This is a genomic window from Streptomyces sp. DH-12 (assembly GCF_002899455.1).
GTDB lineage: Bacteria > Actinomycetota > Actinomycetes > Streptomycetales > Streptomycetaceae > Streptomyces.
In genome coordinates this window covers 531,679-557,391 of sequence record NZ_PPFB01000001.1, presented here as the reverse complement: position 1 = coordinate 557,391, position 25,713 = coordinate 531,679, and the positions used below count along the sequence as shown (strand labels likewise).

The 25,713-nt window shown below is 74.1% G+C and carries 22 protein-coding genes and 4 pseudogenes; 11 read left to right on the top strand and 15 right to left on the bottom strand.

Annotated elements, in window-relative coordinates; translation table 11 throughout:
• Position 1: 1 nt before the first annotated feature.
• Together C1708_RS01675 and C1708_RS01670 are read right to left on the bottom strand one after the other, a co-directional pair.
• Positions 2-400, bottom strand: a pseudogene (locus tag C1708_RS01675) (mycothiol transferase).
• Positions 401-432: 32 nt separating this feature from the next.
• Positions 433-1,062 (bottom strand): class I SAM-dependent methyltransferase, encoded by a 630-nt coding sequence (locus tag C1708_RS01670; protein WP_106410943.1) that lies wholly within the window; start codon positions 1,060-1,062, stop codon positions 433-435.
• Positions 1,063-1,163: 101 nt separating this feature from the next.
• Between C1708_RS01670 and C1708_RS01665 the strand changes: the two genes are divergently transcribed.
• Positions 1,164-1,763, top strand: coding sequence for a helix-turn-helix domain-containing protein (locus C1708_RS01665; protein WP_106410942.1), 600 nt, complete (start codon positions 1,164-1,166; stop codon positions 1,761-1,763).
• Positions 1,764-1,857: 94 nt separating this feature from the next.
• On the opposite strand, the gene C1708_RS01660 is transcribed toward C1708_RS01665, so the two are convergent.
• From C1708_RS01660 to C1708_RS01650, 3 genes and pseudogenes are all read right to left on the bottom strand, one after another.
• The gene (locus C1708_RS01660) at positions 1,858-2,142 is read right to left on the bottom strand and encodes a GlsB/YeaQ/YmgE family stress response membrane protein (protein ID WP_106410941.1); all 285 of its coding nucleotides are present in this window, start codon (positions 2,140-2,142) and stop codon (positions 1,858-1,860) included.
• A 62-nt stretch (positions 2,143-2,204) separates the two neighbouring features.
• Positions 2,205-3,041 (bottom strand): endonuclease/exonuclease/phosphatase family protein, encoded by an 837-nt coding sequence (locus C1708_RS01655; protein ID WP_198602374.1) that lies wholly within the window; start codon positions 3,039-3,041, stop codon positions 2,205-2,207.
• Positions 3,042-3,185: 144 nt separating this feature from the next.
• Positions 3,186-3,607 (bottom strand): annotated as a pseudogene (locus C1708_RS01650) (serine hydrolase); the annotation flags it as partial.
• On the opposite strand from C1708_RS01650, the pseudogene C1708_RS01645 reads away from it, so the two are divergent.
• A pseudogene (locus C1708_RS01645) lies at positions 3,602-4,054 on the top strand (TetR/AcrR family transcriptional regulator C-terminal domain-containing protein); the annotation flags it as partial. The pseudogenes C1708_RS01650 and C1708_RS01645 sit on opposite strands and share 6 nt — an antisense overlap.
• A 272-nt stretch (positions 4,055-4,326) precedes the next feature.
• Positions 4,327-5,736: an amino acid permease gene (locus tag C1708_RS01640; RefSeq protein WP_106410939.1), complete on the top strand. Its 1,410-nt coding sequence runs from the start codon at positions 4,327-4,329 to the stop codon at positions 5,734-5,736.
• A 752-nt stretch (positions 5,737-6,488) separates the two neighbouring features.
• Here the strand turns inward: C1708_RS01640 and C1708_RS01630 are convergent.
• Both C1708_RS01630 and C1708_RS01625 read right to left on the bottom strand, forming a co-directional pair.
• Entirely contained in the window at positions 6,489-7,007 is a 519-nt protein-coding gene (locus C1708_RS01630; RefSeq protein WP_106410938.1) for a molybdenum cofactor biosysynthesis protein, read from the bottom strand.
• A 41-nt stretch (positions 7,008-7,048) separates the two neighbouring features.
• Complete coding sequence (locus tag C1708_RS01625; protein WP_106410937.1) at positions 7,049-8,182, bottom strand: hypothetical protein; 1,134 nt, start codon at positions 8,180-8,182, stop codon at positions 7,049-7,051.
• Between the two features lie 233 nt (positions 8,183-8,415).
• Here C1708_RS01625 and C1708_RS01620 point away from each other — a divergent pair, with 233 nt between their 5' ends.
• Positions 8,416-8,658: a DUF6411 family protein gene (locus C1708_RS01620; protein WP_106416098.1), complete on the top strand. Its 243-nt coding sequence runs from the start codon at positions 8,416-8,418 to the stop codon at positions 8,656-8,658.
• Positions 8,659-9,276: 618 nt separating this feature from the next.
• The gene (locus tag C1708_RS01610) at positions 9,277-10,518 is read left to right on the top strand and encodes a PP2C family protein-serine/threonine phosphatase (RefSeq protein WP_106410936.1); all 1,242 of its coding nucleotides are present in this window, start codon (positions 9,277-9,279) and stop codon (positions 10,516-10,518) included.
• Between the two features lie 13 nt (positions 10,519-10,531).
• Here C1708_RS01610 and C1708_RS01605 read toward each other — a convergent pair whose 3' ends face one another.
• From C1708_RS01605 to C1708_RS01580, 6 genes are all read right to left on the bottom strand, one after another.
• Complete coding sequence (locus tag C1708_RS01605; RefSeq protein WP_106410935.1) at positions 10,532-11,329, bottom strand: cytochrome c oxidase assembly protein; 798 nt, start codon at positions 11,327-11,329, stop codon at positions 10,532-10,534.
• Positions 11,326-11,817, bottom strand: a complete 492-nt coding sequence (locus C1708_RS01600; protein ID WP_106410934.1) for a DUF2243 domain-containing protein — start codon at positions 11,815-11,817, stop codon at positions 11,326-11,328. Before C1708_RS01600 ends, C1708_RS01605 begins: the two co-directional genes overlap by 4 nt.
• A gap of 93 nt (positions 11,818-11,910) precedes the next feature.
• Complete coding sequence (locus C1708_RS01595) at positions 11,911-12,501, bottom strand: hemerythrin domain-containing protein (protein WP_106410933.1); 591 nt, start codon at positions 12,499-12,501, stop codon at positions 11,911-11,913.
• A 12-nt stretch (positions 12,502-12,513) separates the two neighbouring features.
• Positions 12,514-13,713 (bottom strand): hypothetical protein, encoded by a 1,200-nt coding sequence (locus C1708_RS01590; RefSeq protein WP_106410932.1) that lies wholly within the window; start codon positions 13,711-13,713, stop codon positions 12,514-12,516.
• 503 nt (positions 13,714-14,216) lie between these two features.
• Positions 14,217-17,504 carry a GH92 family glycosyl hydrolase gene (locus C1708_RS01585; protein ID WP_106410931.1) on the bottom strand — a complete coding sequence of 1,096 codons (3,288 nt, stop codon included), beginning with the start codon at positions 17,502-17,504 and terminating at the stop codon, positions 14,217-14,219.
• Positions 17,505-17,647: 143 nt separating this feature from the next.
• Positions 17,648-18,343, bottom strand: coding sequence for a 2-phosphosulfolactate phosphatase (locus C1708_RS01580; RefSeq protein WP_106410930.1), 696 nt, complete (start codon positions 18,341-18,343; stop codon positions 17,648-17,650).
• Between the two features lie 138 nt (positions 18,344-18,481).
• Between C1708_RS01580 and C1708_RS01575 the strand changes: the two genes are divergently transcribed.
• Entirely contained in the window at positions 18,482-20,020 is a 1,539-nt protein-coding gene (locus C1708_RS01575; protein WP_106410929.1) for a fused MFS/spermidine synthase, read from the top strand.
• A 92-nt stretch (positions 20,021-20,112) separates the two neighbouring features.
• Complete coding sequence (locus tag C1708_RS01570; RefSeq protein ID WP_106410928.1) at positions 20,113-20,691, top strand: dihydrofolate reductase family protein; 579 nt, start codon at positions 20,113-20,115, stop codon at positions 20,689-20,691.
• Here the strand turns inward: C1708_RS01570 and C1708_RS01565 are convergent.
• Positions 20,673-21,383, bottom strand: a complete 711-nt coding sequence (locus C1708_RS01565) for a helix-turn-helix domain-containing protein (RefSeq protein ID WP_106410927.1) — start codon at positions 21,381-21,383, stop codon at positions 20,673-20,675. The two genes, C1708_RS01570 and C1708_RS01565, sit on opposite strands and share 19 nt — an antisense overlap.
• Positions 21,384-21,414: 31 nt before the next feature.
• On the opposite strand from C1708_RS01565, the pseudogene C1708_RS01560 reads away from it, so the two are divergent.
• Positions 21,415-21,600: pseudogene (locus C1708_RS01560) on the top strand (PadR family transcriptional regulator); the annotation flags it as partial.
• Positions 21,587-22,381, top strand: a complete 795-nt coding sequence (locus C1708_RS01555; RefSeq protein ID WP_106410926.1) for an SGNH/GDSL hydrolase family protein — start codon at positions 21,587-21,589, stop codon at positions 22,379-22,381. The pseudogene C1708_RS01560 and the gene C1708_RS01555, both read left to right, overlap by 14 nt.
• A gap of 330 nt (positions 22,382-22,711) precedes the next feature.
• Here the strand turns inward: C1708_RS01555 and C1708_RS01545 are convergent, their stop codons facing one another.
• Positions 22,712-23,209 (bottom strand): MarR family winged helix-turn-helix transcriptional regulator, encoded by a 498-nt coding sequence (locus C1708_RS01545; RefSeq protein WP_198602373.1) that lies wholly within the window; start codon positions 23,207-23,209, stop codon positions 22,712-22,714.
• 75 nt (positions 23,210-23,284) lie between these two features.
• Between C1708_RS01545 and C1708_RS01540 the strand changes: the two genes are divergently transcribed.
• Both C1708_RS01540 and C1708_RS01535 read left to right on the top strand, forming a co-directional pair.
• Positions 23,285-25,411: an MMPL family transporter gene (locus tag C1708_RS01540; protein WP_106410925.1), complete on the top strand. Its 2,127-nt coding sequence runs from the start codon at positions 23,285-23,287 to the stop codon at positions 25,409-25,411.
• Between the two features lie 83 nt (positions 25,412-25,494).
• Positions 25,495-25,674, top strand: coding sequence for a hypothetical protein (locus C1708_RS01535; protein ID WP_106410924.1), 180 nt, complete (start codon positions 25,495-25,497; stop codon positions 25,672-25,674).
• Positions 25,675-25,713: the final 39 nt, after the last annotated feature.

Genomic DNA, 25,713 nt, shown 5'->3' with positions numbered 1-25,713 from the left:
CTCACCGTCCCGTTGCCCCGTCGACCAGTTCGCGCAGGATGTCCGCGTGCCCCGCGTGCCGCCCGGTCTCCTCGATCATGTGGATGAGGGCCCAGCGGACGCTGGGGGCGGGGCGTCCCGGCCGCGACCGGGGGAGGGGAGCGGCGGGATCCGCGCACCCGTCGAGGACGCCGTCGGCCCGCTCGACCGCCGCGCGGTACCGGGCCACGACGTCGGCGACACCGTCCTCGGGGCCGGCGTGGAACGTGGACGGCCAGTCCGTCACCGTCTCCCCGAGGAACAGCGACCGCTCCCCTCACGTCAGGTGGTCGAGGAAGGCGCGCAGCACCTCGGTCTCGCCGCCGTCCGTCCGGGGCGGGGGAGTGTCGCGACGACGGCGGTGGTGTGCGGGGGCGGGCATGACGTTCTCCTTCACGAGCCGGGGGCGCCGGCTCAGGCGGTACGCCGGACGAGCAGGACGTGGTCGGTCACCTCGGCCGTGCTGCCGTTCGGCCCGGTCGCGGTGCGGCGGGGCGCGTCGGCCCGCTCCACCGTCCAGACCGCCGGGTCGAGCCCGACACCCGCGGCGACCTCCCGCGGGCTCGGGTGGCGGATGCCGGGGTCCTGGTTCCATGACCAGGGCGCGGTCGAGCCGTGGTCCACGACCAGCAGGCGCCCGCCCGGCCGTAGCGCGTGCGCGGCCGAACGCAGCACGGCCGACCGGTCCAGGTCGTACGGGGTGTGCAGATAGTGGGCGCTGATCAGGTCGAACGCGCCGGGCGGGAACGACGTCCGCAGGTCCAGCCGGACGGCGGTGAGCCGGTCGTGGACGCCGTGCGAGCGGGCCAGGGCGGTGAGCCGTCCGACCGCGACGGCCGAGATGTCGGCCGCGGTGACCCGCCATCCCCGGCGGGCCAGCCACAGCGCGTCGCCGCCGTTTCCGCACCCCAGGTCCAGGGCGTCGCCGGGCGGCAGACCCGTCACCGTCTCCGTCAGCCGGACGTTGGGCGGCGGCGGGCTGTCCGCCGCGGGCCGGGCGGCGTGAACGCCGTCCCAGAACGTGACCGCATCGGTGCTGCTCATCGGACTGCTCATCGGACTCCCTCGGGTCGTCGATGCGCTCAGTCTCGGCAGCACCGCACCGATCCGGCACGAAATCTTGCCGTTGTGGCAAGCCGGCCCCCATGGACGGCAGAACGGATGACCAAGTGCTGGACGCCGTGGGCCCACGGCTCCGCGCGCTGCGCCGGGGACGCGGCCTCACCCTCGCCGACGTGGCGGCGGCCACCGGCGTCTCCGAGAGCACCCTGTCCCGGCTGGAGAGCGGACAGCGCCGGGCGACGCTGGAACTGCTGCTGCCGCTGTCCCGCCTGTACGACGTGCCGCTGGACGACCTGGTGGGGGCGCCGCGCACCGGTGACCCGCGGATCCACCTGAAGCCGGTCACCCGGTCCGGGATGACCTACGTACCGTTGTCGCGTCGTCCGGGCGGGGTGCATGCCTTCAAGCTGATGATCCCCGCCCGGCCGGAGCCCGCCGAGCCGGCCCCGCAGACCCACGAGGGTGCCGAGTGGCTCTACGTCCTCGACGGCCGGCTGCGGCTCCTCGTCGGGGAGCGCGACCTGACGCTGTCGCCGGGCGAGGCGGCCGAGTTCGACACCTCCCTGCCGCACTGGCTGGGCACCGCCGACGGCAAGGCGGTCGAACTCCTCGTCCTCTTCGGCCTCCAGGGCGTCCGCGCCCATCTCCGCACCGGCCCGCGCACCGGACGCGACGAAGCGTGAGAGAGCGTGCGGAAGGCCCCCGTCCTCGGACGGGGGCCTTCCGCGAGTGCAGGCCGGTGCCTGCGGGTGTCACATCACACCGTCGAATACGCCTTTAGGCGTGGGCGTGACCGCCTCGGTGGCTGCGACCGGTGAACATCCGGTACAGGGCGAGGAGAATGACGGAGCCGATGATGGCCGCGATCCAGGTCGACAGGTCGAAGAAGCCGTCGACCGAGTCGACTCCGAAAATCACCTTGCCGAGGAAACCGCCGAGCAGACCACCGGCGATACCGATGAGCATGGTGATGATGATGCCGCCCGGGTCCTTGCCCGGCATGAGCGCCTTGGCGATGGCGCCGGCGATCAGACCGATGAAAATCCAAGCGATAATGCCCATCACTGACTCCTTTGACGTCGGTTCGCCGAACGTGTATCCGCGAATCGGGCGTCCTAACAAAATCAGTTCGCGGTGACGTCGGTGTGCAGCAGATGGTGATCGGAATACCGGCTGGGCCGCACCTCGTGCCCCAGTGCCGAAATGCCGCGCAGAAACACGTAGTCGAACTTGCTCTGCCAGTCCGTCGTCGGCTCGCAGGCGCCGGCGGCCGGCGGCCGGCACCCGGCGTCCGTGTCCTCGGCGAGCGCCCACATCGGAGCGAGCTCGGGGGAGTCCGGCACGGCGTTGAAGTCCCCGAGCACGACGGCCCGCGGGTACCGGGCGACCTGCGGGGCGAGCACCGCGGTCTGCTTCTCGCGCACCGCCTCCTGACGCCGTTGCGCCAGATGCGTGTTGAAGACCCGTACGGTCTGCCCGGCGACCTCCGTGGTGACGGCGAGGTAGCCGCGGTCCTCCGAGCCGCCGTCCGGATACTCCTCCGCGACGACGTCGGTCATCGGGGCCGCCGACAGCAGCGCCTGCCCGTAACCGCCCGGCTTCCACGGAGCGCCGCCGCACCGGCTCCAGTTGCGCAGCACCGGGCCGTACTCGACGTGGTAGTCCAGCCCGTGCAGGTTGGCCAGGTGGTCCCTGATCCGCTCGACGTCCCGGACGCACGCCTCCTGGAGGCCGACGACCTGGGGCGCGTACGCGGCGATCTCCGCCGCCCGGTCGACAGCGCTCTCCTCGCAGGGGTTGCAGAGGTTCCACGTCATGACCCGGTTGGGCACCACGTCCTTCGCGGCGTCGACCGGCACCGTCCTGGCGAAGGGGGCGCCGGCGGGCGTGCTGGGGCCGAGCAGCATCATGCAGGCCACGACGACGGCGCCCGCGAGCAGCCACACACCTCTACCGAGCACCCCCGCCTCCTCGACGCGGCCCGGCACCGCTGTCCGGTGCCTCCTGCACCGAGGGTAGGCGACGGGGGCGTCAACAGCGTGTGAGGGCCGGCAGGCCGCCCGTCGGCCGGGAGTTGACAGGCCTTGAGCGCGGCCGACGCGACGTCACACGCCAGGTCGGCCGTTCGCCGCCAGGCGGTGGAAGGCCTCCAGAGCCGCGTCGATGGCGTGCGGTGCCGGGCGGCCGGAGGGGCCGAGCCCGTTCCACCGCTGGAGGTTGACGGCGACACACCACTGCCGGCCGCCGTCGGCACGCGCCATCGCCGGCGTCCCGCCGCCCCACACCGTGCCGCCGTGCCCCCAGCAGGGGTCCTGTCCCGGGCTCAGGGACTCCAGCGGGTGCAGACCGAGGCCGTAGTCGATCGTCCTTCCCTCCTGGGAGATCACGGGCACGGTGCGCCGCATCCCGGCCAGCGAGGACGGGGCGACGGTCCCCCGGCCAGCAGCATCGCGTAGAAGCGGTTGAGGTCCGCGACCGTCGAGACCAGCGACGCCGCGGGGCCCGCCCACGGCATGGGAGCTACCGCCCCGAGGGCGACTGGCGCCGCCGTCTCACGGCCCTCGCCCTGCGCATCAGGGACGCCCTCGCCCGGCAGCCCCAGCTCGCCGCGGTGTGGGGCCGCCACGCCTCCAGCGGCGCCGGATCCCGGCTGATCATGGAGGAGGTGCTGCAGGCGCTGCGCGCGGCGGGCCTGCCCGACGAGGAGATCCCGGCGCGCTACCACCGCCTCGCGGTGCTCCTCGTCGCGCTGATCTCCTCCGACGCCGGGATCGGCGCCGTCACGCCCGAGGAGCGGGAGCAGGGCCTGGAGCTGTTCCGCGTCGCGGTCCCGGGCGCCGGCCCCGCGCGGTTCCCGGCGCTGGCACACTTCGCGCGCGACGTGCGCCCCCTCGGCGCGGACCGGCGTGCCGCCTTCGAGGACATCATCCACGCCCGCCTCGACCACATCGAGGCGGCCGTCGGGCGCGGCTGACCCCGTGCGGGGCGAGCGCCGCCTCCGCAGCGCCCGGGGACGGGCTCGCGCCTCACGCCACCGCCGGGGCGCGACCGGCGCAGAGGTCCGCGGCGGTCGCGCGCGCCGCCGGACGATTCGGCGTCCACATGCCTTCACAATGCACCTTTTCCTGCGCCGGGCGGTCCCCGACAGGACGATTACGCCCGATTTGGAGCGTTCCGCGGCCATGCCCGACCATGTCTCCGGTCCGGCGATCCCGGGCACCCGTTCGACGAGAGGCGCACCACCCCATGCACGTCACCGGAACCGTCCCCCCACCGGCTCCGGCCCCGCAGGACACGTCCGGCGGCCCCGCCCGCCCCGGCGGCACGGGACGGCGCACCCGCCGCTTCGGACTGCCCGTCGCCACCGCGCTGGTCATGGGCAACATCATCGGCGGCGGCATCTTCCTGCTCCCCGCGTCCATCGCCCCGTACGGCACCATCAGCCTCCTCGCCTTCGGTGTGCTGACCGTCGGGGCGATCGCGCTGGCCCTGGTCTTCGGACGCCTCGCCGAACGGGACCCCCGCACCGGTGGCCCGTACGTCTACGCCCGCGAGGCCTTCGGCGACTTCGCCGGGTTCCTCGCCGCCTGGGCGTACTGGATCACGACCTGGGTGTCCAACGCGGCCCTCGCCGTGGCCGCCGTCGGCTACCTCGACGTGCTGATCCCGGTGAACGAGCACCGGTGGACCGCCTGCCTCGCCGCGCTCGTCGTGCAGTGGCTGCCCGCCCTCGCCAACGTCGCCGGCACCCGCTGCGTCGGCGCCGTGCAGGTGGTGTCCACGGTGCTCAAGCTGGTGCCGCTGCTGCTCGTCGCCGTCGGCGGACTGTTCGCCTTCGACGCCGACAACCTCGGCCCCTTCCAGGCGGGCGGGGAGAGCGCGATGGGCGCGGTCTCCGCCGCGGCCGCCATCCTGCTCTTCTCCTACCTCGGCGTGGAGTCCGCCGCCGTCAGCGCGGGCGAGGTGCGCGACGCCCGGCGCACCGTGGGCCGCGCCACCGTCATCGGCACCGCCGGAGCGGCCGTCGTCTACCTGCTGGGCACACTCGCCGTCTTCGGCACGGTCGCCCACGACCGGCTCGTCGAGTCCGGCGCGCCGTTCTCGGACGCCGTCAACGCCATGTTCGGCGGCGCCTGGGGCGGCTGGGCGGTGGCGCTCGCCGCGCTCGTGTCGATGACCGGCTGCCTCAACGGCTGGACCCTGCTCAGCGCCCAGACCTCCTACGCCGCCGCCGAGGACGGGCTGTTCCCGCGGGCCCTGGCCCGGAAGCGGCGCGGCGTGCCGACGGTCGGCGTCGGCGTCACCGTGCTCCTCGCCTCGCTGCTCACCGTGTACAACTACGCCTCCGGCACGGCCCGGGTGTTCGAGACGCTGGTCCTGGTCACCACCTTCACCGCGACCGTGCCCTACCTGCTCGCCACGGCCGCGCAGCTCTTCCACCTCGTCTCCGGGCGGCGGGACCGCGTCGACCGCGGGCGCCTGGTCCGCGACCTGGTGGTCGCCTCGGTCGCCGCCGCGTTCTCGCTGTGGCTGGTCGCCGGCGCCGGACACCAGGCCGTCTACCAGGGCGTGCTGTTCCTCTTCGGCGGCGTGCTGGTCCACGCCGTCATGGCCGCCCGGAGGCAGCGGGCAGCGAACGGTACGGCCGGGCAGTGACCGGCAGGTGCGCGGGCTCCCGGTAGCGGACTCGGACGAACGGGGCGGCTTCCGCGCAAGGGCGTCGCCTCCGGGCGGTCCTGCGGTTGATCCGGAACACGGCAGCGCGTGAGGCGGCCGCTCCTCCCGGCCGCCTCACGCGCTGCCGTGCCGTCCGTTCCCGCCCCTCCCGCCGGAGGCCGCCGGCGATGCACGAACCCGCCCACCCGCCGTCCCAGCCCGGCGCCCCGCGGACCGGCGAGCGGCGCCTGCCGGAACCCCGCCTGCTCGGCGGCGTCCACGGGCTGGTCCTGGCCGGCGCCCTGGCGACCGCCCTCGACTCCCCGGACGAGCGGGCCACCCCCGGCCCGGACGCCCTGTGGGTGCTGCTCGCCGCCGTCGCCGCCTCGGCCGCGCACGGCTGCGCGCACGTCCTCTCCCGCCGCATGTCCGCCGAGCGCGGCGGGCCGGCGGCCGGACTGCGTGCGCGCCAGGGCCGCCGGAGTGGCCGGTGGCCCGCCGCGGCGCTCCCCACGGTCGTCCTGCTGCTGTGCGCGGTCCCCGACCGGTGGCCGGAGACCGGCGCCGTCGAGGTCGCCCCGGTGGTCGACACGCTCGTCCTCGGAGGGGGCGTGTGGACCGCGCGGCACGCCGGCCGGAACCGGCCGGCCCCGCTGCGGGCCGGGACGGGGGACACGCTGACCGGCCTGGTGATCATCGGGGCCAACGCCGTGATCAAGCAGCGCCCTGTGCCACGGGCCGGCGCCCCTCGGTCACGCGGGGCGGCGTCGCGGGGCGGGCTCCGACAGGATCGCGAACCGGGCCGGCCCGACGAGCAGGACGCCGTCGTCGAGCGGCGCGCAGCGGACCCCGCCCTTGTCCCGGAGCGCACGCCGCGCGCCCGGCCCGACGGTGACGTCCATCCACGCGCAGGGCCGCGCCGGACGGTTCACCGAGAACCGCACCGGTCCCTCCCCGCAGTCCAGGCTCACCGTCGCGCCCACCAGCGCGTCGACGTCCACGCCCCGCAGCAGCACGTTGCGCCGGGTCCGACGCAGGTCGACGGCGGGGTCGATGTCCGTGGGGAGGTTCTCCACGGACATCATGGTCACGGAGGCGTCCCGGTGCGCCGCCCGCGCGAAGTAGCGGTCGCCCACCAGCCCCAGGTTCGCCCGCACCTCGGCGCGCGGGACGCGCTCGTCGTCCGGTCCGGGCGCGGGCCCCTCCGAGGGACGCCCGGCCAGCCGGTGCGAGGGCGACACCAGGAGCTGCACCACCTCGACGTCGATCATGCGCTTCCTCGTCGGCTCCGGCGGACACACCGGCACCGACCCTACCCGTCGGACTCCGCACCGGCCGTCGACGACGGCGCGGGCGCCGCCGTACGCCGCCGCGCGATCCGCAGCACCACGGTGGCCGTGACGCCCGCGAGCGCGCCCCACAGCACCGCCGCGCTCGTCCCGTCACCGAGGCCGGACGCCGCCCGGAGCAGATGCCGGTACGTCGTCCCGCCGTCGACGGCCACGCGCCACAGGTGCCGCACGAGCAGCCCGAGGACGACGGCGCACACCGCGCCCGCCGCCATCGCCGGGACCGAGACCCGGGTGAGCGCCCCCGGCAGCCACCGCAGCGCGCACCACACCACCACGAGCAGCAGCACGTCCCCGAACCGCGCCGACAGCCAGTCCCCGAACCCGGCCCCGGACGGACCCGACCAGGCGCTCAGCAGCAGCCACTGGCGCAGCAGGTCCCCCGGCTCGCCGAGGAGCCCGTCACCCGTGAACACCGTCTGGACGCGCGCCGCGTTCGCCTGGTACGACAGCACGACCACGGACACCGCGACCACCACGGTCCCCGCGGTCGCGGCGACGACGGCGGCCCGCGCCGGGACGTCCCGGCGGGGCTGCGGCCCGGCGTTCCCCAGCGCCAGCCGGGTCACGCACACCGTCCACACCGCCGCGGCGAGCGCCAGCGGCACCAGCACCGTCCGCCCGGACGCGGAGAGCGCGGCGAGCTGCGGCAGGAACCGGTGACTCCCGCGCCCGCCGGACGCGATCATCCAGGGAGCCGACACCGTCACCGCCAGGGTCCCCGCCACCACGCCCCAGGCCCACAGCGCGAGCAGCGCCTGCCAGACCCGGCCGCGCTCCGCCGGGAGCCGCCGGACCAGCAGCAGGGCCCCGGCGGCGTAGAACAGGAACACGGCGACGAAGCGGATCTGCATCGCCGTGTCGTGCAGGGCGAGGTGGCCGGGGCCGTCGGCGGTCACCGCGACCGAACCGCCGGGCTGCGAGTCGTACGCCCACGGCGACAGCCAGGTCCGCAGCGCGGCGGCCGTCTCGACGCCCAGCGCGCCGGTGGCGCCGTCCAGGTCCAGCGCCTCGGCGCTCGCCCCCGCCCACCACAGCAGCAGCGTCAGCATCAGCCCGCCCGCCACGGCCGGTACCGCCGCATACCGGTACTTCATCTCCCGCCCCCGTACCCCGTGTTCCTCACCGGCGCCACGAACTCCTCGCGGCCCGGGGGACCTTACGCGCCCACGATCACGTGGGGATCACGGTGCCCCCGTGAAGCCCGGTGCACGGCCCGGCACGAGACACGGGTCCGGAAGCGTGTTCGCGCCGGGAGCGGGAACGAGTGGACGCACGGACCGCCCGGTCCGCGGTACACCGCCTCACCGGAACACCCCTGGAGGTCTCCATGATGGTCGTCGGCATCATCGCCGTCTGCGTGGTCATCGCCCTGCTCGCCTTTCTCGTCCCACGCCTGTCCCGCCACCCGCAGAACGGCACGCAACGCACCCTGGGCTTCGGCTCGCGCGCCGGTTCCAAGGCCCCGGGTCCGCTCGGCCGGCTCCTCAGCAAGCCCTTCAGCTCCAGCTCCCGCGCCGTCGGCCGCAGCGGCTCCGCCGGCCGCCGGGCGCGCGGCAAGATGCCGTTCTGACCCGGTGCGGAAGCCCACGTCACGACGTCCGGTCCGGTACCTCCGCGGCGTACCGCGGCCGGGCCGGCGGGCCGGTGGAGACCGGGGGCGTCACCCCGCCCGGCATGGCCCGCGAGCCCACCGGCTCCAGCGCGCCGTCCGGACCGCCGGCCGGGAACAGCCGCGTGCCCCGGCCCACGATCACGAGGTGGACGAGCAGGACCGTCTCGTCGGTCGGCCCCAGGCGGCCGGCCGCCGCACCGACTGCCCGCCGCCGTGCGCCCGGAGCTCACCGGGCGTCCGCTCCTTGCGTGACCGCACGGCTGCGGAGGGGTCCCGGGCCGGACGGCCGTGCGTGCTGAGCCCGGATCGGTGAGCGTCTCCACCGCGGACCCTTCGTCCGCCGGACCGAGGCCCCGCACGGCCTCGCCGACGGAGACGTCGGTGACGGTGGTCAGCGTCATGGCGCCCGCTCCCGGTCGCCGGGCGGCGTCGTCGCCGCGTCCCCCGAGGGGACTCCGCCGGCCCGCGGCACTCCTGCGCGGAGCCCGTGCCCCCTCCGGCGCCGGGAGACCCGACGGACCGGAGTTCGGCGGCGCATACTGACGGTGACGCGCCGGCGCCGACGGGAGACCGCACATGAGCCCATCGCGGGTCGACCACCAGACCCTCTTCTCCGTCCTGCCCAGTCCGTACCTGGTGCTGGACGCGGACCTCATGGTCGTCGACGTCAACGAGATGTATCTCAGAGTGACCGGCCGCACCCGCGACGAGCTGATCGGCCAGTACCTCTTCGACATCTACCCGGACAACCCCGAGGACCCGGCGGCGGACGGCATCCGCAATCTGAGCGCCTCCCTGCAGCGCGTCCTGCGGTCCAAGGAACCCGACGCCCTCGCCGCGCAGCGGTACGACCTGGCGGTGCCCGGCCGGCCCGGAGCCTTCGAGGAACGCTGGTGGTCGCCGGTCAACACGCCCGTTCTCGGCCCCGACGGCGAGATCGAGTGGATCGTCCACCGCATCGAGGACATGACCGAGTTCCTGCTGTCCCGCCCCGTCCACGACACGCCGACGGGCCGGGTGCGGGTCCGGGCGGTGACGGAGGCGGAGCTGTACGCGAAGGCGCGGCAACTGCAGGAGACCAACGAAAAGCTCCGCGCCGCCCACGACTGGGAACGCCGCACCGCCCTGGCCCTCCAGGACGTCATGCTGCACGCCCCGGACCTGGCCGCGCACCGCGGCATAGCGGTGCGCTACATGCCGGCCACCCGCTCCCTCAATGTGTGCGGCGACTGGTACGACGTGGTGGACCTGGCCGACGACAGCTTCACGGTGGCGGTCGGCGACGTCGTCGGCCACGGCCTGGAGGCGGCGGCCGTCATGGGCATGCTGCGCAGCGCCCTGTCCGCCGCCGTGCGCGCCATGCACGAACCCGGCGCGGCGATGGACCTCCTCAGCCGGTACGCCCAGACCTTCGAGGGCGCGCTGGCGACCACCGCGGCCAAGGCCGTCGTCGACACCCGCGGCCGACGCATCACCTACACCTGCGCCGGCCACCCGCCGCCGGTGCTGGGACGGCGGGACGGCGCCGTGATCCTGCTCGACCAGGCCACCGACCCGCCGCTGGGAGTCCTCACCGGGGAGACCCGGCGCCCGCAGGCCACCGTCCCCTACTCGCCCGGCGACACCCTGGTGCTCTACACCGACGGGCTGATCGAGCGCCGGGGCGAGGACATCGACGCGGGTCTGCTGCGCCTCACCGACACGCTCGCCCGCCACGCGGACCTCGACCCGGAGCCCCTCGCCGACACCCTGCTCACCCGGCTGGGCGTGGCCGACGGCGGCCGCGACGACATCGCCCTGATCGTCGTACGCCTGTAGACCGGAGGCCGAGTCAGCGCGCACCCGCGGGGACGCTCCCCCGCGCCGTCCGGGCCGCCTGCCGCGCCCGGCGCCGTCCGGTCGCCGCGTACCACTGCACGGCGACGACCAGCGCGAGGAACACCTCCACGGCGTCCCCGCCGTAGTACATGAGCTGCGCCCCCGCCTCCAGATCGGCCGCCGCGAACGCGGTCCCCGGCGGCCCGGCGACGTACAGGCTCTTGGCCAGCACGGCGTGCGCCGCCCCCGCCGCCAGCAGCGTCACCGCCCGCAGCGGCAGACCGCACCGTCCGCGCACCGGGTCGAGCCGGCAGACGGCCATCGCGAGGAGCAGACCGGCCAGCAGCATGTGCAGCTCCAGCAGACCGCCCAGGAGAGGGTGCCGGTGGGCGACCGCCCACAGGTCCGTGCGGTACAGCAGCCACAGCCCGCCGATGTCGACGGCCGCGGCGACCGGGGGGAACATCAGCCACCCGGCGACGGGGGAGTGCGCCACCCGCAGCAGACCCCGGCGCGGTGCGCCGGGCGGCAGCAGTCGCAGGAGCAGAGTGAGCGGACGGCCGGCCACCAGCAGCGCGGGCCCCGCCATGGCCACCAGCAGATGACGGCCGACGTGCCCGGTGAACGGCCCGCCCGGCACCGGACCCGCCAGCCCCCACACCACGGCCGCACAGCCGACGGCGAAGACGCAGTCCCGCCGCCACGGCCAGGCGTCACCGCGCCGCCGCAGCCGGGCGGCGCCCATTGCGTACACGACGGCTGCGAGCACACAGGCGAGCGCCAGGGGCGCCGCGAACGGACCGGCCGTCACGACGGCCGCCGCCTCCCTGCCCGCCGGGCACGCACCAGCAGGAAGCCTCCGACGAGCAACAGCAGCAGCCCGGCCAGGTTCCACGCCCAGTCGTACGGGGTGACGTCGACGCCGTAGCGGACCTGGTGCACGCGCAGCACCTTGTGGTCCACGATCCCGTCGAACAGCTGGAAGGCGCCCGCGCCCAGGAAGGCCCCGCTCCACGCGTGCCCCGGCGCCAGCGCCCGGCGCCGCCGCAGATCCGCGAAGAGGAAGAACCCGGCGACGAGCGCCAGCAGTGAGGCCGTGTGCAGCAGCCCGTCCGACATCAGAGCCACATCCGACGTGGAGCGGTCGTAGAAGTGGTGCCAGTGCAGGATCTGATGGAAGACGATCTCGTCCACGGCCGCCATGACGGCGGCCCCGATGACCGCGCACACCAGCAGCGATCGTCGGGGCTCGGTACGTCGTGCGGTGGCCGCGCCGGGCCACGGGTCAGGGGTGCTCACGGTGCAATCCGTCCTTCCGAACGATCGGCTGCCGCTCGCCGTCTACCCCGCGCGGCGCCGGTCAGCCCGGCCGGCCGGCGCCCGTCGTGGGGTTCAGCTCCTGCCCATCGCCTTGCGCACGGTGTCCTTGGTGCGGTCCATGAGGGCGGCCACCGGACCGAGCGCCATGTTCTTCGCGCCGGACTCGACACCCGGGTGGGGCCGGGTGGGCGCCATCGCCTCGGCGGCCTTGATGGCCTTGGCCATCGCGGCGAGGCCGGTGACGTCGGTGCTGCGCCGGATGTGGGTGAACTCGTAGCGCTCCTCCGCCCGGGCGTGCATCTGCACGTCCCGCCGCAACGTGATGAGCTGCGGCAGGAAGTCGGGGCCGTCGGGGTCCATCTCGTCCAGGGCGGCCAGCATCTCCTTGGCCTCCCGTTCCTCGGCGAGCCGGTCCTCGACGATCTGCTGGCCGCCGTCGACCGACCGCCGGACGAAGGGGTGGACGACCTCCTCCTCGGCGGTCTCGTGCACGGCCAGCAGCCGCACCAACCGCCGGAAGGCGTCCCGCCGTTCCTCGCCGCTGGTGGCCTCGACCTCGTCGAACAGGTTGCGGATGTCGCCGTGCTGGCGCATCAGCAGGGAGACGACGTCGTCGTCCCGGGAACGGTCGTCCCCGGCCTGCGGAGTCTGCAAGTCGGACATGCGATCCCCTCCCTACTTCTCGCGCTGGGCGGGGTCGGGGTGCTCGCCCTCGGTCTGCACGCGGTACTCGCGGCCGAACATCTCGTGGTGCTCGTGCATCACCCGGTCGCTCGGCGGGTTCTCCCCGCCGTGGATCCGCTCCTGCATCTTCTCGAACCGCTCGTGCGCCTCGCGGACGTAGCCCGCCCCGAGCGTCGTCAGGTCCATCTGGGTGTCCAGCAGCTCCCGGATGTAGGCCTTGTTCGGCTCGAAGGTGATCACGTTGGGCAGCTCCGGCGCCAGGACCTCCTGCGGTTCGCGGCCGTCGTGGCGGCGCATCAGGTCGCACGCGATGCGCAGGTGCTCCAGCTCCATGTTCAGGTGCAGCTCCCAGATCGCCTTGACCTTCGGGTCGCTCTCCTGCTCCATGAACGAGTAGTACAGGTAGCACTCGTTGTACTCGTGGTTGACGAGCTGCTCCCACCACGTCTCACCCGGGTCCACCAGGGACTCGTAGTGGGTGACGTGCTCCTCCTCGATCAGCCCGATCTCCTGGTAGAGCTGACGGGCGATCGGCTCCATGTAGGTGGGGCCGGTGTTCATGTAGAAGTTCATCGTCTGCTGCTCCGTCGACATGATCGTCAGCGCGTGCAGCTTCGACAGCGGGTCGGCCTGGTCCCTGGCGTACGGGTCGCGGACGTTGTCGACCGGGTCGCGGTGGTGGTACCGCGTGGGCCGGCCCGGCATGACCTCGGTCAGGTTGTCGACGATCGACTCGGCCTTGCGGTGCTCGATCATCTCGTACAGGTTCGCGTACCGGTACAGGTGGTCGAAGTCCTCCAGCACACCGAACTGGTAGGCCTGCTTCAGGTACGGGTCCGGCTCCATCCGCGCCACCCAGGCGGTCAGGTCGACGGCCACCTGCTCGTACGCGATGGTCGTCTCCAGCACCGAGGAGACACCCGGGAGCAGCCAGTTCACCGCCTTCTGCTGCTGCGCCTCGATGTACCGGGTCTGGGCCAGCTGACGCTTGATCTCCGGGTCGCGGGTGTGGCGGGCGAGCTGGTGGCTGAACAGGATCGCCTCCACCTCGATCCCGTTCATCGTGATGATCCGGCACCGCGTGTACGGGTCACAGCGGTCCGGGTCGATGGGCTCCACGTTCAGCTCGCGCCAGCTGCGCAGCTGACGGTCCAGCGGGATGCCCCGCTGCTCCAGGGGGTTGAAGGTCATGGGCACGCTCCTCGTCGAGGGGCCGGACGCACGGACGCCCCCGCACCGGGCGGGGTGCCCGGGGTCCGGCAGGGCACCTCCTCATGCTGAGCGTGACCGGCCGTGCCCGCCACGCCACACGCCCGTCGGGCGCGGACGTGCCCCGGATGCCGCATGCGGATGGCCGAAGCGGGGGCGCTGTGCAGAATGACCGCGTGCTGCGGCCCGGACAGGGCGGCGCCTTCCAGGCACGGCACCGCCCTGTCCGGGCCGCACCATGAAGCGGGGTCCCCGTGGAAGGAGCGGCGGCCGTACGAGGTTCACGGGCACCGAAGACCGCGTCCGTCCTGCTCCCGCTCCCGACGCCCATCGGCGGCCACCTCGGTCCGCCGCCCCGCGCGGCCCAGGCCCCGCGGGCCGCGACGCCTGGGTTCGTGCACCGCGCCACCGCGGGCGCCGGGCGGGACGTGACGAGCCGGGCGTCCGTGTCACCGGTGACACGGACGCCCGGCCGCGGGCGGGGGCTACCCGAGCGTGAGGGCGTAGATCTGCACCCGGGGGTCGTTCCGCAGACCGAGCGAGCGCACCGTCTTCGACGCGTCGAGGGCCACGGACGCGGCGAACAGGCGGACCGGCGGGCCGTCCACGCCCTGCCCCCGCTTGATCCGGTGCGGCATCTCCAGCGCCACGGAGCCGCCCGCGGGTGCGGATCCCGCCCAGTCGCCGACGGTGACCGGCAGTTCGGCGGTGGTGCCGTCGGTGTAGCGGACGGTGAGGCCGGTCGTCACCGGCCCGTGGTGGGACGCGCCGACCAGCCGCAGCGTGCCGTACGAACCGGCCGGCAGCAGGAGGGCCTGACCGCGCGCCTCGACGAAGTTGGCGGCCGTGCCGGACGGGTCCGGGGCGTCGTAGGTCACGCCGTCCCACGCCACCGGCCCCGTGCCGGGCAGCAGGTCCCCGTCGTAGCTCCACCCCGCGCCGTCGAAGTCGCCCTCGTCGGGGGCGGCGACGGTCGCGGTCCCGTCGTGGTTCAGCTCCCGGCCGAGGTCGACGGCACACTGCTCACCGGCCGCCCCGGCACAGCGCGCGGCCTCGCGCACCTCGACGGTGGCGACCCGCTCCACCTTCCTCACCCCGCCGGCGCCCGCCGTGATCCGCAGGGTGTACGTGCCCGGCGCGGTCCCGGCCGGCACGCGCACGTCCACCGTCGCGGTCCGCTGCACCGGCAGCCGGTGCGACGCCAGTGTGAACGGTCCGGACGTCTTCGCCGTCCACCCGCGGGGCGCCTCGACCCCGACGTCCACCCGCAGCGCGCCGGGCGCCTGGCCCAGCACGTCCATCCGCAGCCGCACGTCCTGGGCGCTGTCCGACGCCGGCACCACGTCGGCGGACGTGCGCAGCGAGGCGTCGAGGTGGCGGCGGGAGTCGGCGGCCGCCCGGTTCACGGACGGCGGCTCGGCGCCCTTGCCGGCGCCCCACGCCGACGGCTCGTCGCTCATCTCGAAGGTGAGCCGCCCGCCCTCGGCGACCGCGTCCCAGTCCAGCCAGGTGGCGCGCAGGTCCTTCCCGCCGAACTCCGTCCGCTCCACGTACCGCCGCGTGTCGCTCGCGCCCGGAGCCTTCACGGTCAGCGTGCCGCCCTGCCGCTTCCCGTACGCGCCGATGCGGATCTCCGCCGACGGGAACTGCGGGGACGACACGGCGAGGAAGCCGCCGCCGTTCGTCGTCGGGTACAGGCCCAGGGACGAGAAGACGTACCAGGCCGACATGGTGCCCAGGTCGTCGTTGCCGGTCATGCCGTCCGGCCCGTCGGTGAACAGGGTCATCGCCGCGCGGATCACGGTCGCCGTCTTCGCCGGCGCGCCCGTCCACAGATACATGTACGGCGCGTGCAGGTCGGGCTCGTTGTTCGGGTTGTAGGTCGGCTTGCCGTAGTAGTCGTACGGCGCCGAGATCCAGTCGTGGCGGGCGGTCCCGGCGGGGTCCTTCAGCAGCTTGTCGTAGGCGAAGAAGGCGTCGAGCCGCTGCTCCGTCCTCTTCCTGCCGCCCATCAGCTCCACCAGCCCGGCCGGGTCCTGAGGCGCCAGCCACTGGTACTGGTAGGCGCCGCCCTCGTGGAACTGGTGCCCCGCCTCGACCGGGTCGTACGGCGTCACCCACGTGCCCTCGGTGGTGCGGGGCCGGAACTGCTGGAGGGAGGAGTCCCACAGGTTCCGGTACCACTGCCCGCGCGCCGCGAACATCCGGGCGTCCGCCGTGCGGCCCAGCCCCTCGGCCATCAGCGCCAGCGACGCGTCCGCCGCCGCGTACTCCAGGGTCGCCGACGCCGGGTGACGGCAGTCGTTGTCGCCGCCCTTGTCCGGGCAGTCCTTCCCCGGCTCGAGCCCGCTGGGCACGTACCCGCGCTCCAGGTAGGCGGCGATGCCCGCACGCCCGTTGTAGGGCGAGTCGTCCGGCGGCGTCCGCAGCGCGTTCTTCCGCAGCAGCGCGTACGCCTCCTGCTCGTGTCCGGCGAGCAGCCCCTTGGACCACGCCTCGACGAGGAAGGGGGTCACCGGGTCGCCCGTCATGATGTTGGTCTCGCTGTTGGCGAGCGACCAGCGCGGCAGCCAGCCGCCGTCCCGTCCGATCGCGACGACCGACAGCGCCACGTCCCGCGCCACCCTCGGCTCCAGCATCTGCAGCAGCTGGTTCTGCGGCCGGTGGGTGTCCCACAACGACAGGTTCTGGTACGGCGTGAACCCGGACGCCGTGTGCACCTTCCCGTCGAAGCCCGCGTACCGGCCGTCGACGTCCCCGGCGAGGTTCGGGTGCAACTGCGCGTGATAGAGCGCCGTGTAGAGCGCACGCCGCCGTTCCTCCGGCCCGCCCTCGACCTTCACCGCGGCGAGCTGCCGCTCCCAGGTGGCCCGCAGCGCCTCCCGCGTGGCGTCGAAGTCGTAGGAATCCGCCGTCTCCGCCTCCAGGTTCTTCCGGGCGCCCTCGAGACCCGTGTACGACAGGCCGACCTTGACGACGACGTCCCGGTCGTCCTCGGCGTCGAACGTCACCCAGGCGCCGTTGCCGCCCTCACCGGCCGCGTCCCGCCCGCCCGGACGGGGAGTGGAGCCCCGCCAGGTGCCGTGCGAGGCGAACGGCCGGTCGAAGGTGGCGGTGAAGTAGACCGTGTGCCGGTCCTTGCCCGCGCAGAAGTTGCCCGCCTCGACCCGGCCCTCGACCGTCCGGTCCCCGACGACGTGCACCTCCGAGCTGTACACCCGCTGGTTGGCCTTGCCGGTGTTGAACAGCACGTTGGCCCGGCCGGTGGCGGGGAAGGTGTAGCGCTGCCACCCGGTGCGCGGGGTGGCCGTCAGCTCGGCGTCGATGCCGTACGTCTTCAACCCGACGCGGTAGTAGCCGGGTTCGGCCTCCTCGTCGTCGTGCGAGTAGGCCGAGCGGTACGCGTCGGGATCCACGGTGTCGACCGCACCGGTGGTCGGCATCAGCGGCAGCTCGCCCATGACGGAGCAGCCGACGCCGGAGAGGTGGGTCTGGCTGAACCCGTGGATCCTGTCCTGCTGGTAGTCGTAACCGCCCTGCCCGCCGGTGTCCGGGCTCACCTGCACCATCCCGAAGGGCGCGCTGGCTCCGGGGAAGGTGTTGCCGAAGTTCTGGGTGCCGATGAACGGGTTGACCAGGGAGGTCAGTCGCTCGCCGGACGACGTCGACGGCCGGGCGAGGGCCGGCGCGGGCGCCAGGCCGGCTCCGACGACGGCGAGGGCGGCGAGGACCGTCGTGGCGCGGTGGCGCCATCTGCGGAGGGGTGGGTGCATGGAAGCGGTCTCCTGTTCCTCGCCTGTCGTGCCTGGCTGGCGGAAGCGGACTAGATCACGCTGCTGACATCGTTGTCAATACCCGTGACGCAAGCGGCTGTTCAGCAGCGCGGCGGGAGGGCGTGCCGGTCCGGCGCCGGCGGTCAGGCCGAGGGCGGGGGGTCCACCGGGGCGACCCGCCGGAGCACCATGAGCGAGTCCTCCGCACCCGCCACCATCGCGAACGGGAACCGGTCCGGCTCCAGGCAGAGCGCGACGTCTTCAGGGGTGGAGCCCTCGCGCACCCCCTGCCTCAACTCGGCGGCGGAACGCGACGCGTCGGCACGCCGCAGGTACGGGCCGGCGTCCACGGCGCCCCCGCCGGCCCTCCGCGCGATGTACTCGGCGCACGCCAGATCCTCCTCGGCGCGGCCGCCCCCTCCGGTGACCACGAACGTGACGCGCTCACAGGCGCGCTCCCGCAACAGCCCGGCCGTCGCCCCCGCCACCACGAAGCTCGCGCACAGCACCAGGGAGGCGTCCTTGACGGCGAGGGCGCCGACGGTGCCCGCCGTGGTCTTCTGGACGACGGTGCGCCCGGCGAGGTGCGTCCCGCGCAGCAGGGCAGGGGAGTTGACCAGGTCGAAGCCGGGTGCGGGCGGCCCGTCCTTGAGGGTCAGCCAGTCGGGACGCCGCGCCTTGAGCGCCAGCGCGTCCTCCAACGACTCGGCGAGAACGACCCGTTCGGCGCCCCGGGCGAACGCCCAGGCGGCCACCGTGTACGCCCGCATGACGTCCACCACCACGGCCACGTCCGGTACGTCCGTCAATTCGGCGATGCCGAGGAAGCGAGACTCCATCCGGACATGATGGGACACCGCGGGCGCCGGGGCACGCGACTTTCCGCGCCGGCCCCGGACGCGGGTGCACCGGCGGTCCACGGGCGGCGGAACGAAAGACGGCATGCCGGTGACCGCCCGCGTGCAAGGATGCTGTGTGTGACCGGACTGTCTTCCCCGCCCGTCGCCGAGGGCACTGCCGGCCGCCCCGGCCTGGGGCCCCGCGCCGCCGCCGTCCTGGTGTTCGGGGCATCGGCCGCGGTGCTGGTCGTCGAGATCGTCGCCCTGCGCCTGCTGGCCCCGTACCTGGGCCTCACTCTCGAGACCAGCACCCTGGTGATCGGCATCGCCCTCACGGCGATCGCGCTCGGCTCGTGGCTGGGCGGGCGCGTCGCCGACCAGGTCGACCCGCTGCGGCTCATCGGACCCGCGCTCGGCGTCTCGGGCGCGGTCGTGGCCCTCACCCCGGCCGTGCTGCGCGGCATCGCGGAGTGGGCGCGCCCGCTGCTGATCCTCGTCGCGGCGCTGACCATCCTGGTGCCGGGCGCGCTGCTGTCCGCGGTGACGCCGCTGGTGACCAAGGTGCGGCTCACCCGCCTCGCCGAGACCGGCACGGTCGTCGGCCGGCTGTCGGGCGTCGGCACCGTGGGCTCCATCGTCGGCACCGTCCTGACCGGCTTCGTGCTCCTGTCGAGACTGCCGGTCAGCGGCATCCTGTTCGGTCTCGGCGCCCTGCTGGTGATCGCGTCGGTGCTGGTCACCTGGCGGCTGCGCGCCCGGAGCGGTGCCGCGCCCGCCCTCGCCCTCGCCCTGGCGGCGGGCGGCCTGGCCGCCTCCGTCGCGCCGGGCGGCTGCGACGTCGAGACGCGGTACCACTGCGCCGAGGTCGTCGCCGACCCCGCCCGCGACGGCGGCCGCACGCTCGTGCTGGACGGCGTGCGGCACTCCTACGTCGACGCCGGCGACCCGACCCACCTGGAGTTCACCTACGTCAAGGCCGTCGCGTCGGTGGCCGACGCCGCCTTCCCCGAGGGCAGGCCCCTCACCGCTCACCACCTGGGAGGCGGCGGCCTCACCCTGCCCCGCTACCTCGCGGCCACCCGCCCCGGGACGCGCAGTGCGGTGTCCGAGATCGACGACGGCGTCGTACGGATCGACCGCGAGCGGCTCGGTCTGCGTCCGCAGCCCGGCATCGACGTCCGCACCGAGGACGGCAGACTGGGGCTGAGGCGTCTGGACGCCGACGCGCTCGACCTCGTCGTCGGCGACGCCTTCGGAGGCGTCAGCGTCCCGTGGCACCTCACCACGGTCGAGGCGCTGACGGAGGTGCGGCGCGTCCTCGCCCGGGACGGCCTCTACGTCGTCAATCTCATCGACCACGGCGAGCAGGCCTTCGCGAAGGCCGAACTGGCCACGCTCCGCGAGGTGTTCGACCACGTCGCCCTCCTCGGCGAACCCGTCGACATCGGCCTCGCCCGCACCGGCACGCCCGCGGGCGGCAATCTCGTGGCCGTCGCCTCCGACCGCCCCGTCGACCTGGCCGCCGTCCAGAAGGCGCTCGACGCCCGCCGCACCGGATGGAGGACCGCCACGGGCGACACCCTCACCGCCTGGACCGCCGACGCCCCCGTCCTCACCGACGACTACGCCCCCGTCGACCAGCTCCTCCAGCCCTACGCCGCGCAGAGCCGCCGCTGACCACCCGCGTGTCGTTTCCGTCCAAGACGGCCGCCCCCGCCTCCCTCTAGCGTGGACGCGACAGCTCAGCGGGCCTGTGGAGGAGGCGCAGCATGCGGAAACTGGTGTACACGGGGTTCATGTCCCTGGACGGCGTCGTGGACTCCCCCGGCGGCGGGCCGGGGGAGGGGCACCGCAGCGGCGGCTGGGTGTTCAAGGACCTGGAGTTCGTCGAGGAGGCCTGGTCGCTGAAGGGCGAGGAACTGGCCGACACGACGGCGCTGATGTTCGGCCGCCGCAGCTACGAGGCGTTCGCGCCGGTCTGGCCCGGCTCGGAGGACCACGCCGCCTACCGCGACCTGCCGAAGTACGTGGTGTCGTCGACGCTGTCCGAGAACGCCCTGGTCGACGACTGGGGCCCGATCACGGTGCTCCGCTCCACCGGGGACGTCGCCGCGCTGAAGGAGGGCGAGGGCGGCGCGATCTTCATCCACGGCAGTGCGGAACTGGCCCGACGCCTGTCCGACGCCGGCCTGATCGACCAGTACAACCTGCTGATGTTCCCCGTGCTGCTCGGCGCCGGAAAGAGCTTGTTCGGCCGCGCCGACCGGGACAAGCAGATGCTGGCCCTCCGGGAGTCGGAGACCTACTCCAACGGCATCGTCAAGCTCGTCTACGACGTCAGGCGCTGATCGACGTCGAGCGCGATCGCCCCTCCGGCGCCCTCACGCAGCTGCCGCGCGGTGCGTCCGACGTACGTCCGCAAGGCCCGGGCCAAGTGCGGCTCGTCGAAGTAGTCCAGCTTGGCGGCGACGCCGGCGGCCGGCTCGCCGGCGGCCAGCAGCCGCGCCGCCGTGCGCGCCCGCTCGATCTGCCGTACGGCACCCCGCGTGAGCCCGGTCGCGGCCCGGAAGCGCCGCTCGACGGTCCGCTGCGAGACGGCGGGACGGTGGCCGCGGAGCACGTCGGCGACGAGCGGATCGCGGTCGAGCACCCCGGCCCGCACCAGCCGCTCCACCAGGGCCTCGGCATCGTCGGGACCCGGGGTCTCCCAGCGCGTCCCGTCCAGCCGGAACGTCCGGCGCGAGGTGTCGGGGAGCGCGACCCCGCCGTCGAGCAGCTCCGCCGTCGGCGCCATCCGCAGCGAGGTGCCCACGGCGAAATCGATCCCCGTGAAAACGGCCCCCTCCGGCACGGGCGCCGACCCGGCCCGGGTCTCGGGTCCCGTGACCGCCGCGTACGCCGTCCCGCCCTGCTGCCAGAAGACCAGCCCCAGCCGCGCCCCGGCGACGGACGTCATGCTGGTGACACGCTCGCTGGTGCACGTCCACACGGTGTCGATCCACGGAGAGTCGGACCGACGCGTCTCGAACCACAGCCCCACGCCCGCAGAATACGCCGGCAGGCGTCAGTCCTTCGAGGCGCTGCTCCGGCGTCTGCGCGGCGACCGCAGCGAGGAGGACTTCCTCCGCCACGGCGAGCGCATCGGCCCCTACCTGACCTGTCTGTGCGGCGTGGCCTTCGAGCAGGAGAACCGCGACTGGTGCCTGCGGACCGTTGCCGTACTGGAGGAGAGGCGGCGCAGCCGTGCCCGGAACTGAGACGACCTGCCTCCGCCACGTCGCTCTCGGCGACAGCCAGACCGAGGGCGTCGGCGACGGCGACGACGTCACCGGCCTGCGCGGCTTCGCCGAGCACCCGGCCCGGCACGAGCCCGCCCTCCGGTACGCCAACCTGGCGGTGCGGGGCCGCCTCACCGCCCGGATCCGCACCGAGCAGCTGCCGCCCGCCCCCGCGCTGCGGCCCGACCTCGCCACCGTCGTCGCCGGCGTCAACGGCCTGCTGAGACCCCGCTTCGACGCCGACGAGGTCTGCGCTCACCTGGACGCCGTGTTCGGGGCGCTCACGGAGCAGGGCGCCCGGGTCGCCACGGTCACCGTCCCGGACCTCTCCCGCGTCTGTCCCGTCGCACGGCCTCTGATTCCGCGCGTCACGGCCCTCAACGAGGGCATACGCCGCACCGCACGCCGGCACGGAGTCGTCGTCGCGGAAGCGGCCCTCCATCCGGTCGCGGGCGACCCCCGGCTGGGGAGCCCCGACCGCCTCCACGCCGGCCCCCTGGGCCGCGAGCGCATCGCCGCCGCCCTCGCCCACGCCCTGCGGCTGCCCGGCGGCGACGACACCTGGACCCACCCCCTCCCGCCGCAGGCCCCGCCCACCGGCTTGCGCGCCGTCGGCACCGAACTCCGCTGGCCGACAGGCTTCTTGGGCCCGTGGCTGCTCCGCCGTCTGCGGGGCCGCTCGTCCGGTGACGGCCGCACGGCCAGGCGCCCGCTCCTCCACCCGGTACTGGACGACCGCCGCCCTGTGACGGACGGCTGACCGACGGCACACGGGACCTCATGCGCTCGCGGCGGATGCGGCCGTGCCGGCCGGCGCCCTCGTGGACGGGTGCCGCGGGCCGGCCGGAACCGCCGGTGCCGGTCCCTCGTGATCACGTCGCGCGCCCCGAGCGGGGGGCGCGCGGCGCCCTCGGCTGCCGTACGCAGGCAGTGGTGCAGGCCGCGGGTGAGGAACGTGAAGGTGTGTCCGCCTTCCTGTGTCGCCCGTGGCGGCATCCTGCTCATCGACCCCACCCGGCTCCCGCCCATCAGCAGATGAGCCACAACTCCCTTTCTCGTGCCCTGGCCTGGCCGTCCGCCGCTCGGTGGGTCAGTCCGCGCGTCCGCGCAACAGCGCGAGCTCGTGGTTCAGCTCGGCGAGGAAGCGGATGACCACGCGCAGTTCCTCGGTCGTGAAACGCCCGCGCGCCGTGTCGGTGCTGCGCGCGAGCGGCTGGAAGTACTCCCGCGCCAGGCTCTTGGCCCGGTCCGCGTACTCCAGATGCACCACACGGCGGTCGTCGACCGCCCGGACACGCCGAATGTGCCCCGCCCGCTCCAGGCGGTCCAGGCATGCTGTCATCGCGCCGGAGGTGAGGTTGAGCTGTTTGCGCAGACGGCCGGGTGTCATGGGTGCGTCGGGTCCGCCGCCGTCGAGGATCGCTATCAGGGCGAGCATGTCGGTGTGGTGCAGACCGTGCGCCTGAGCGAACTCCTGGACGATGCGGTTGAACTCGCCGGTCATCCGGCGCAGTTGCACCGCGAATGACTGCAGCCCGGTCGGGCACTCCTCGGGCGGAGGAGGCGCTGGGGTTTGTGAGCCGCTCATAGCGGCCAGTATAAGATCACTCGATGATTGACATAATCGACCGTTGACACAACCTCTCGCGTCATAGGAACCCACATGACAACCGCACCACGGCGGGCCCGGTGGCTCGTACCACTCGCTCTGTTGATCGTCTGGCTCGGCGTGGGCGGGACGCTCGGCCCGTACGCGGGCAAGCTGGGCGAGGTGGCCACCAACGACCAGGCCTCCTTCCTGCCCCGGAGCGCCGAGTCCACGCGGGTGCTCGACGAACGCGAGGCGTTCGACCAGCAGGAGACGCTGCCCGCGATCGTCGTGTGGACCGCGGACGGCGGACGGATCACCGACGCCCAGCGCTCGGCGGCCACCCGCGCGGTCGCCGGGCTCGCCGGCGAGCCCGGCGTCGTCGGCGAGCCCTCGCCCGCCTTCCCCTCCGAGGACGGCAAGGCCCTGCAGTCCGTGGTGCAGGTGGAGCCCGACCTCGGTGACGGGCTGGCCGACGTCGTCGACGAGGTGCGCGAGGCGGCGGGCGCCGTCGACGGCACCACGGCCGAGGTGGCGGGCCCCGCGGCCAGCCAGGTGGACCTGTCCGACGCGTTCGCCGGCATCGACGGCCTGCTGCTCGGAGTGGCCCTCGCCGCCGTGCTGCTGATCCTCCTGCTGGTCTACCGCAGTGTCCTGCTGCCCTTCGTCATCATCCTCGGCTCCGTCTTCGCGCTCGGCCTGGCCTGCGCCATCGTCTACGTCCTCGCCGACCACGACGTGGTGCGCGTCGACGGCCAGGTGCAGGGCATCCTGTCCATCCTCGTGATCGGCGCGGCCACCGACTACGCCCTGCTCCTCGCCGCCCGCTTCCGCGAGGAACTCGCCGTGCGCGGCGATCGGTTCGCCGCCGCGCTCGCCGCCGTACGCCGGTCCCTCGGCGCCATCACCGCCAGTGCCGCCACCGTCGCCCTCGGTCTGCTGACGCTGCTCGTCAGCGACCTCACCAACAACCGCGCCCTCGGCCCGGTCGGCGCCATCGGCATCGTCTGCTCCGTGCTGTCCGCGCTCACCTTCCTGCCGGCCGCCCTCGCCCTGCTGGGCCGCAGCGCGTACTGGCCCGCCAAGCCCAAGGCGTCGGACGCCACCGTCGAGGGGCACAGCGTGTGGCGCCGCGTCGCCGCGACCGTCGACCGCAAGCCGCGCCGCGTGTGGGCGGTGACCGTGCTGGTCCTGGCCGTCTTCGCGGCCTTCTCCCCGTCCCTGTCCGCCAAGGGCACCCCGCTCGACGAGATCTTCGTCAACGACGCGCCGTCCGTCGCCGCGCAGAAGACGCTCGGCGAGCACTTCCCCGGCGGGTCCGGCAACCCGGCCGTCATCCTCGCCGACGCCGACCGGCTCGACGAGGTCACGGCCGCCGCGAACGAGACCGAGGGAGTGGCCTCCGCCGCCCCCGTCTCCGCCTCCGGACGGCCCGGCGGCGGGGAACCCAAGATCGTCGACGGGCGGGTGCGCGTCGACGCCACACTGGAGGCCGCCGCCGACAGCGACGCCGCGAAGCAGACCGTCGAACGGCTGCGGGACAACCTGCACGGCATCCCGGGCGCCGACGCCCTCGTCGGCGGCTACACCGCCCAGCAGGTCGACACCCAGCAGACCGCCTCCGACGACCGCGCGCTGATCGTGCCGATCGTGCTCGTCGTGATCCTGCTGATCCTCGTCCTGCTGCTGCGGTCCGTGATCGTGCCGGTGCTGCTGGTGGCGACCGTGGGGCTCAACTTCCTGGCCACCCTCGGCGTCTCCGCGCTGGTCTTCCAGCACCTCTTCGGCTTCAGCGGAACGGACGCGTCGGTCCCGCTGTACGGCTTCGTGTTCCTGGTCGCCCTGGGCGTCGACTACAACATCTTTCTGATGTCCCGGGTCCGCGAGGAGGCCCTGTCGCACGGCACCCGCCAGGGCGTGCTGCGCGGTCTGACCACCACCGGCGGCGTCATCACCTCGGCCGGCGTGGTGCTCGCCGCGACCTTCGCCGCGCTGATGGTGATCCCCCTGGCCTTCCTGGTCCAGATCGCCTTCATCGTCGCCTTCGGCGTCCTCCTCGACACCCTCGTCGTCCGGTCCCTGCTGGTCCCGGCCCTGGTGATCGACATCGGCCCGAAGGCCTGGTGGCCGGGCGCGCTGTCCCGCTCGACGTCCCCGGAGAACCCGGAGAACCCGGACACGGCGGCCCCCGAACGCACGTGACGTGACCGGCGAGGGGGCGGGCGGCCAAGATGGCTGCCCGCCCCCTTCCCGTGCCGCGAGAGCGTCCCGGGCGTGGCCGGGGCATGGGCGATCGAGGGCGGCGGGGCCGGCACGGCGCCGCCGGAAGCAGCCTCGCCGACGGCCGGCACGACCGCTACCGGAACGAGAACGCCGTGCCCCCCGCCGAGGCGTTCCGGCTCGTGGAGCACGTCGTGCGCACGGGCGACCGGCCCCTGGACGCACGGCGGGCCGTCGACCGCTGACCCAGCGGTCGACGGCCCGTCGCGTCCGGTCCTGCCGCG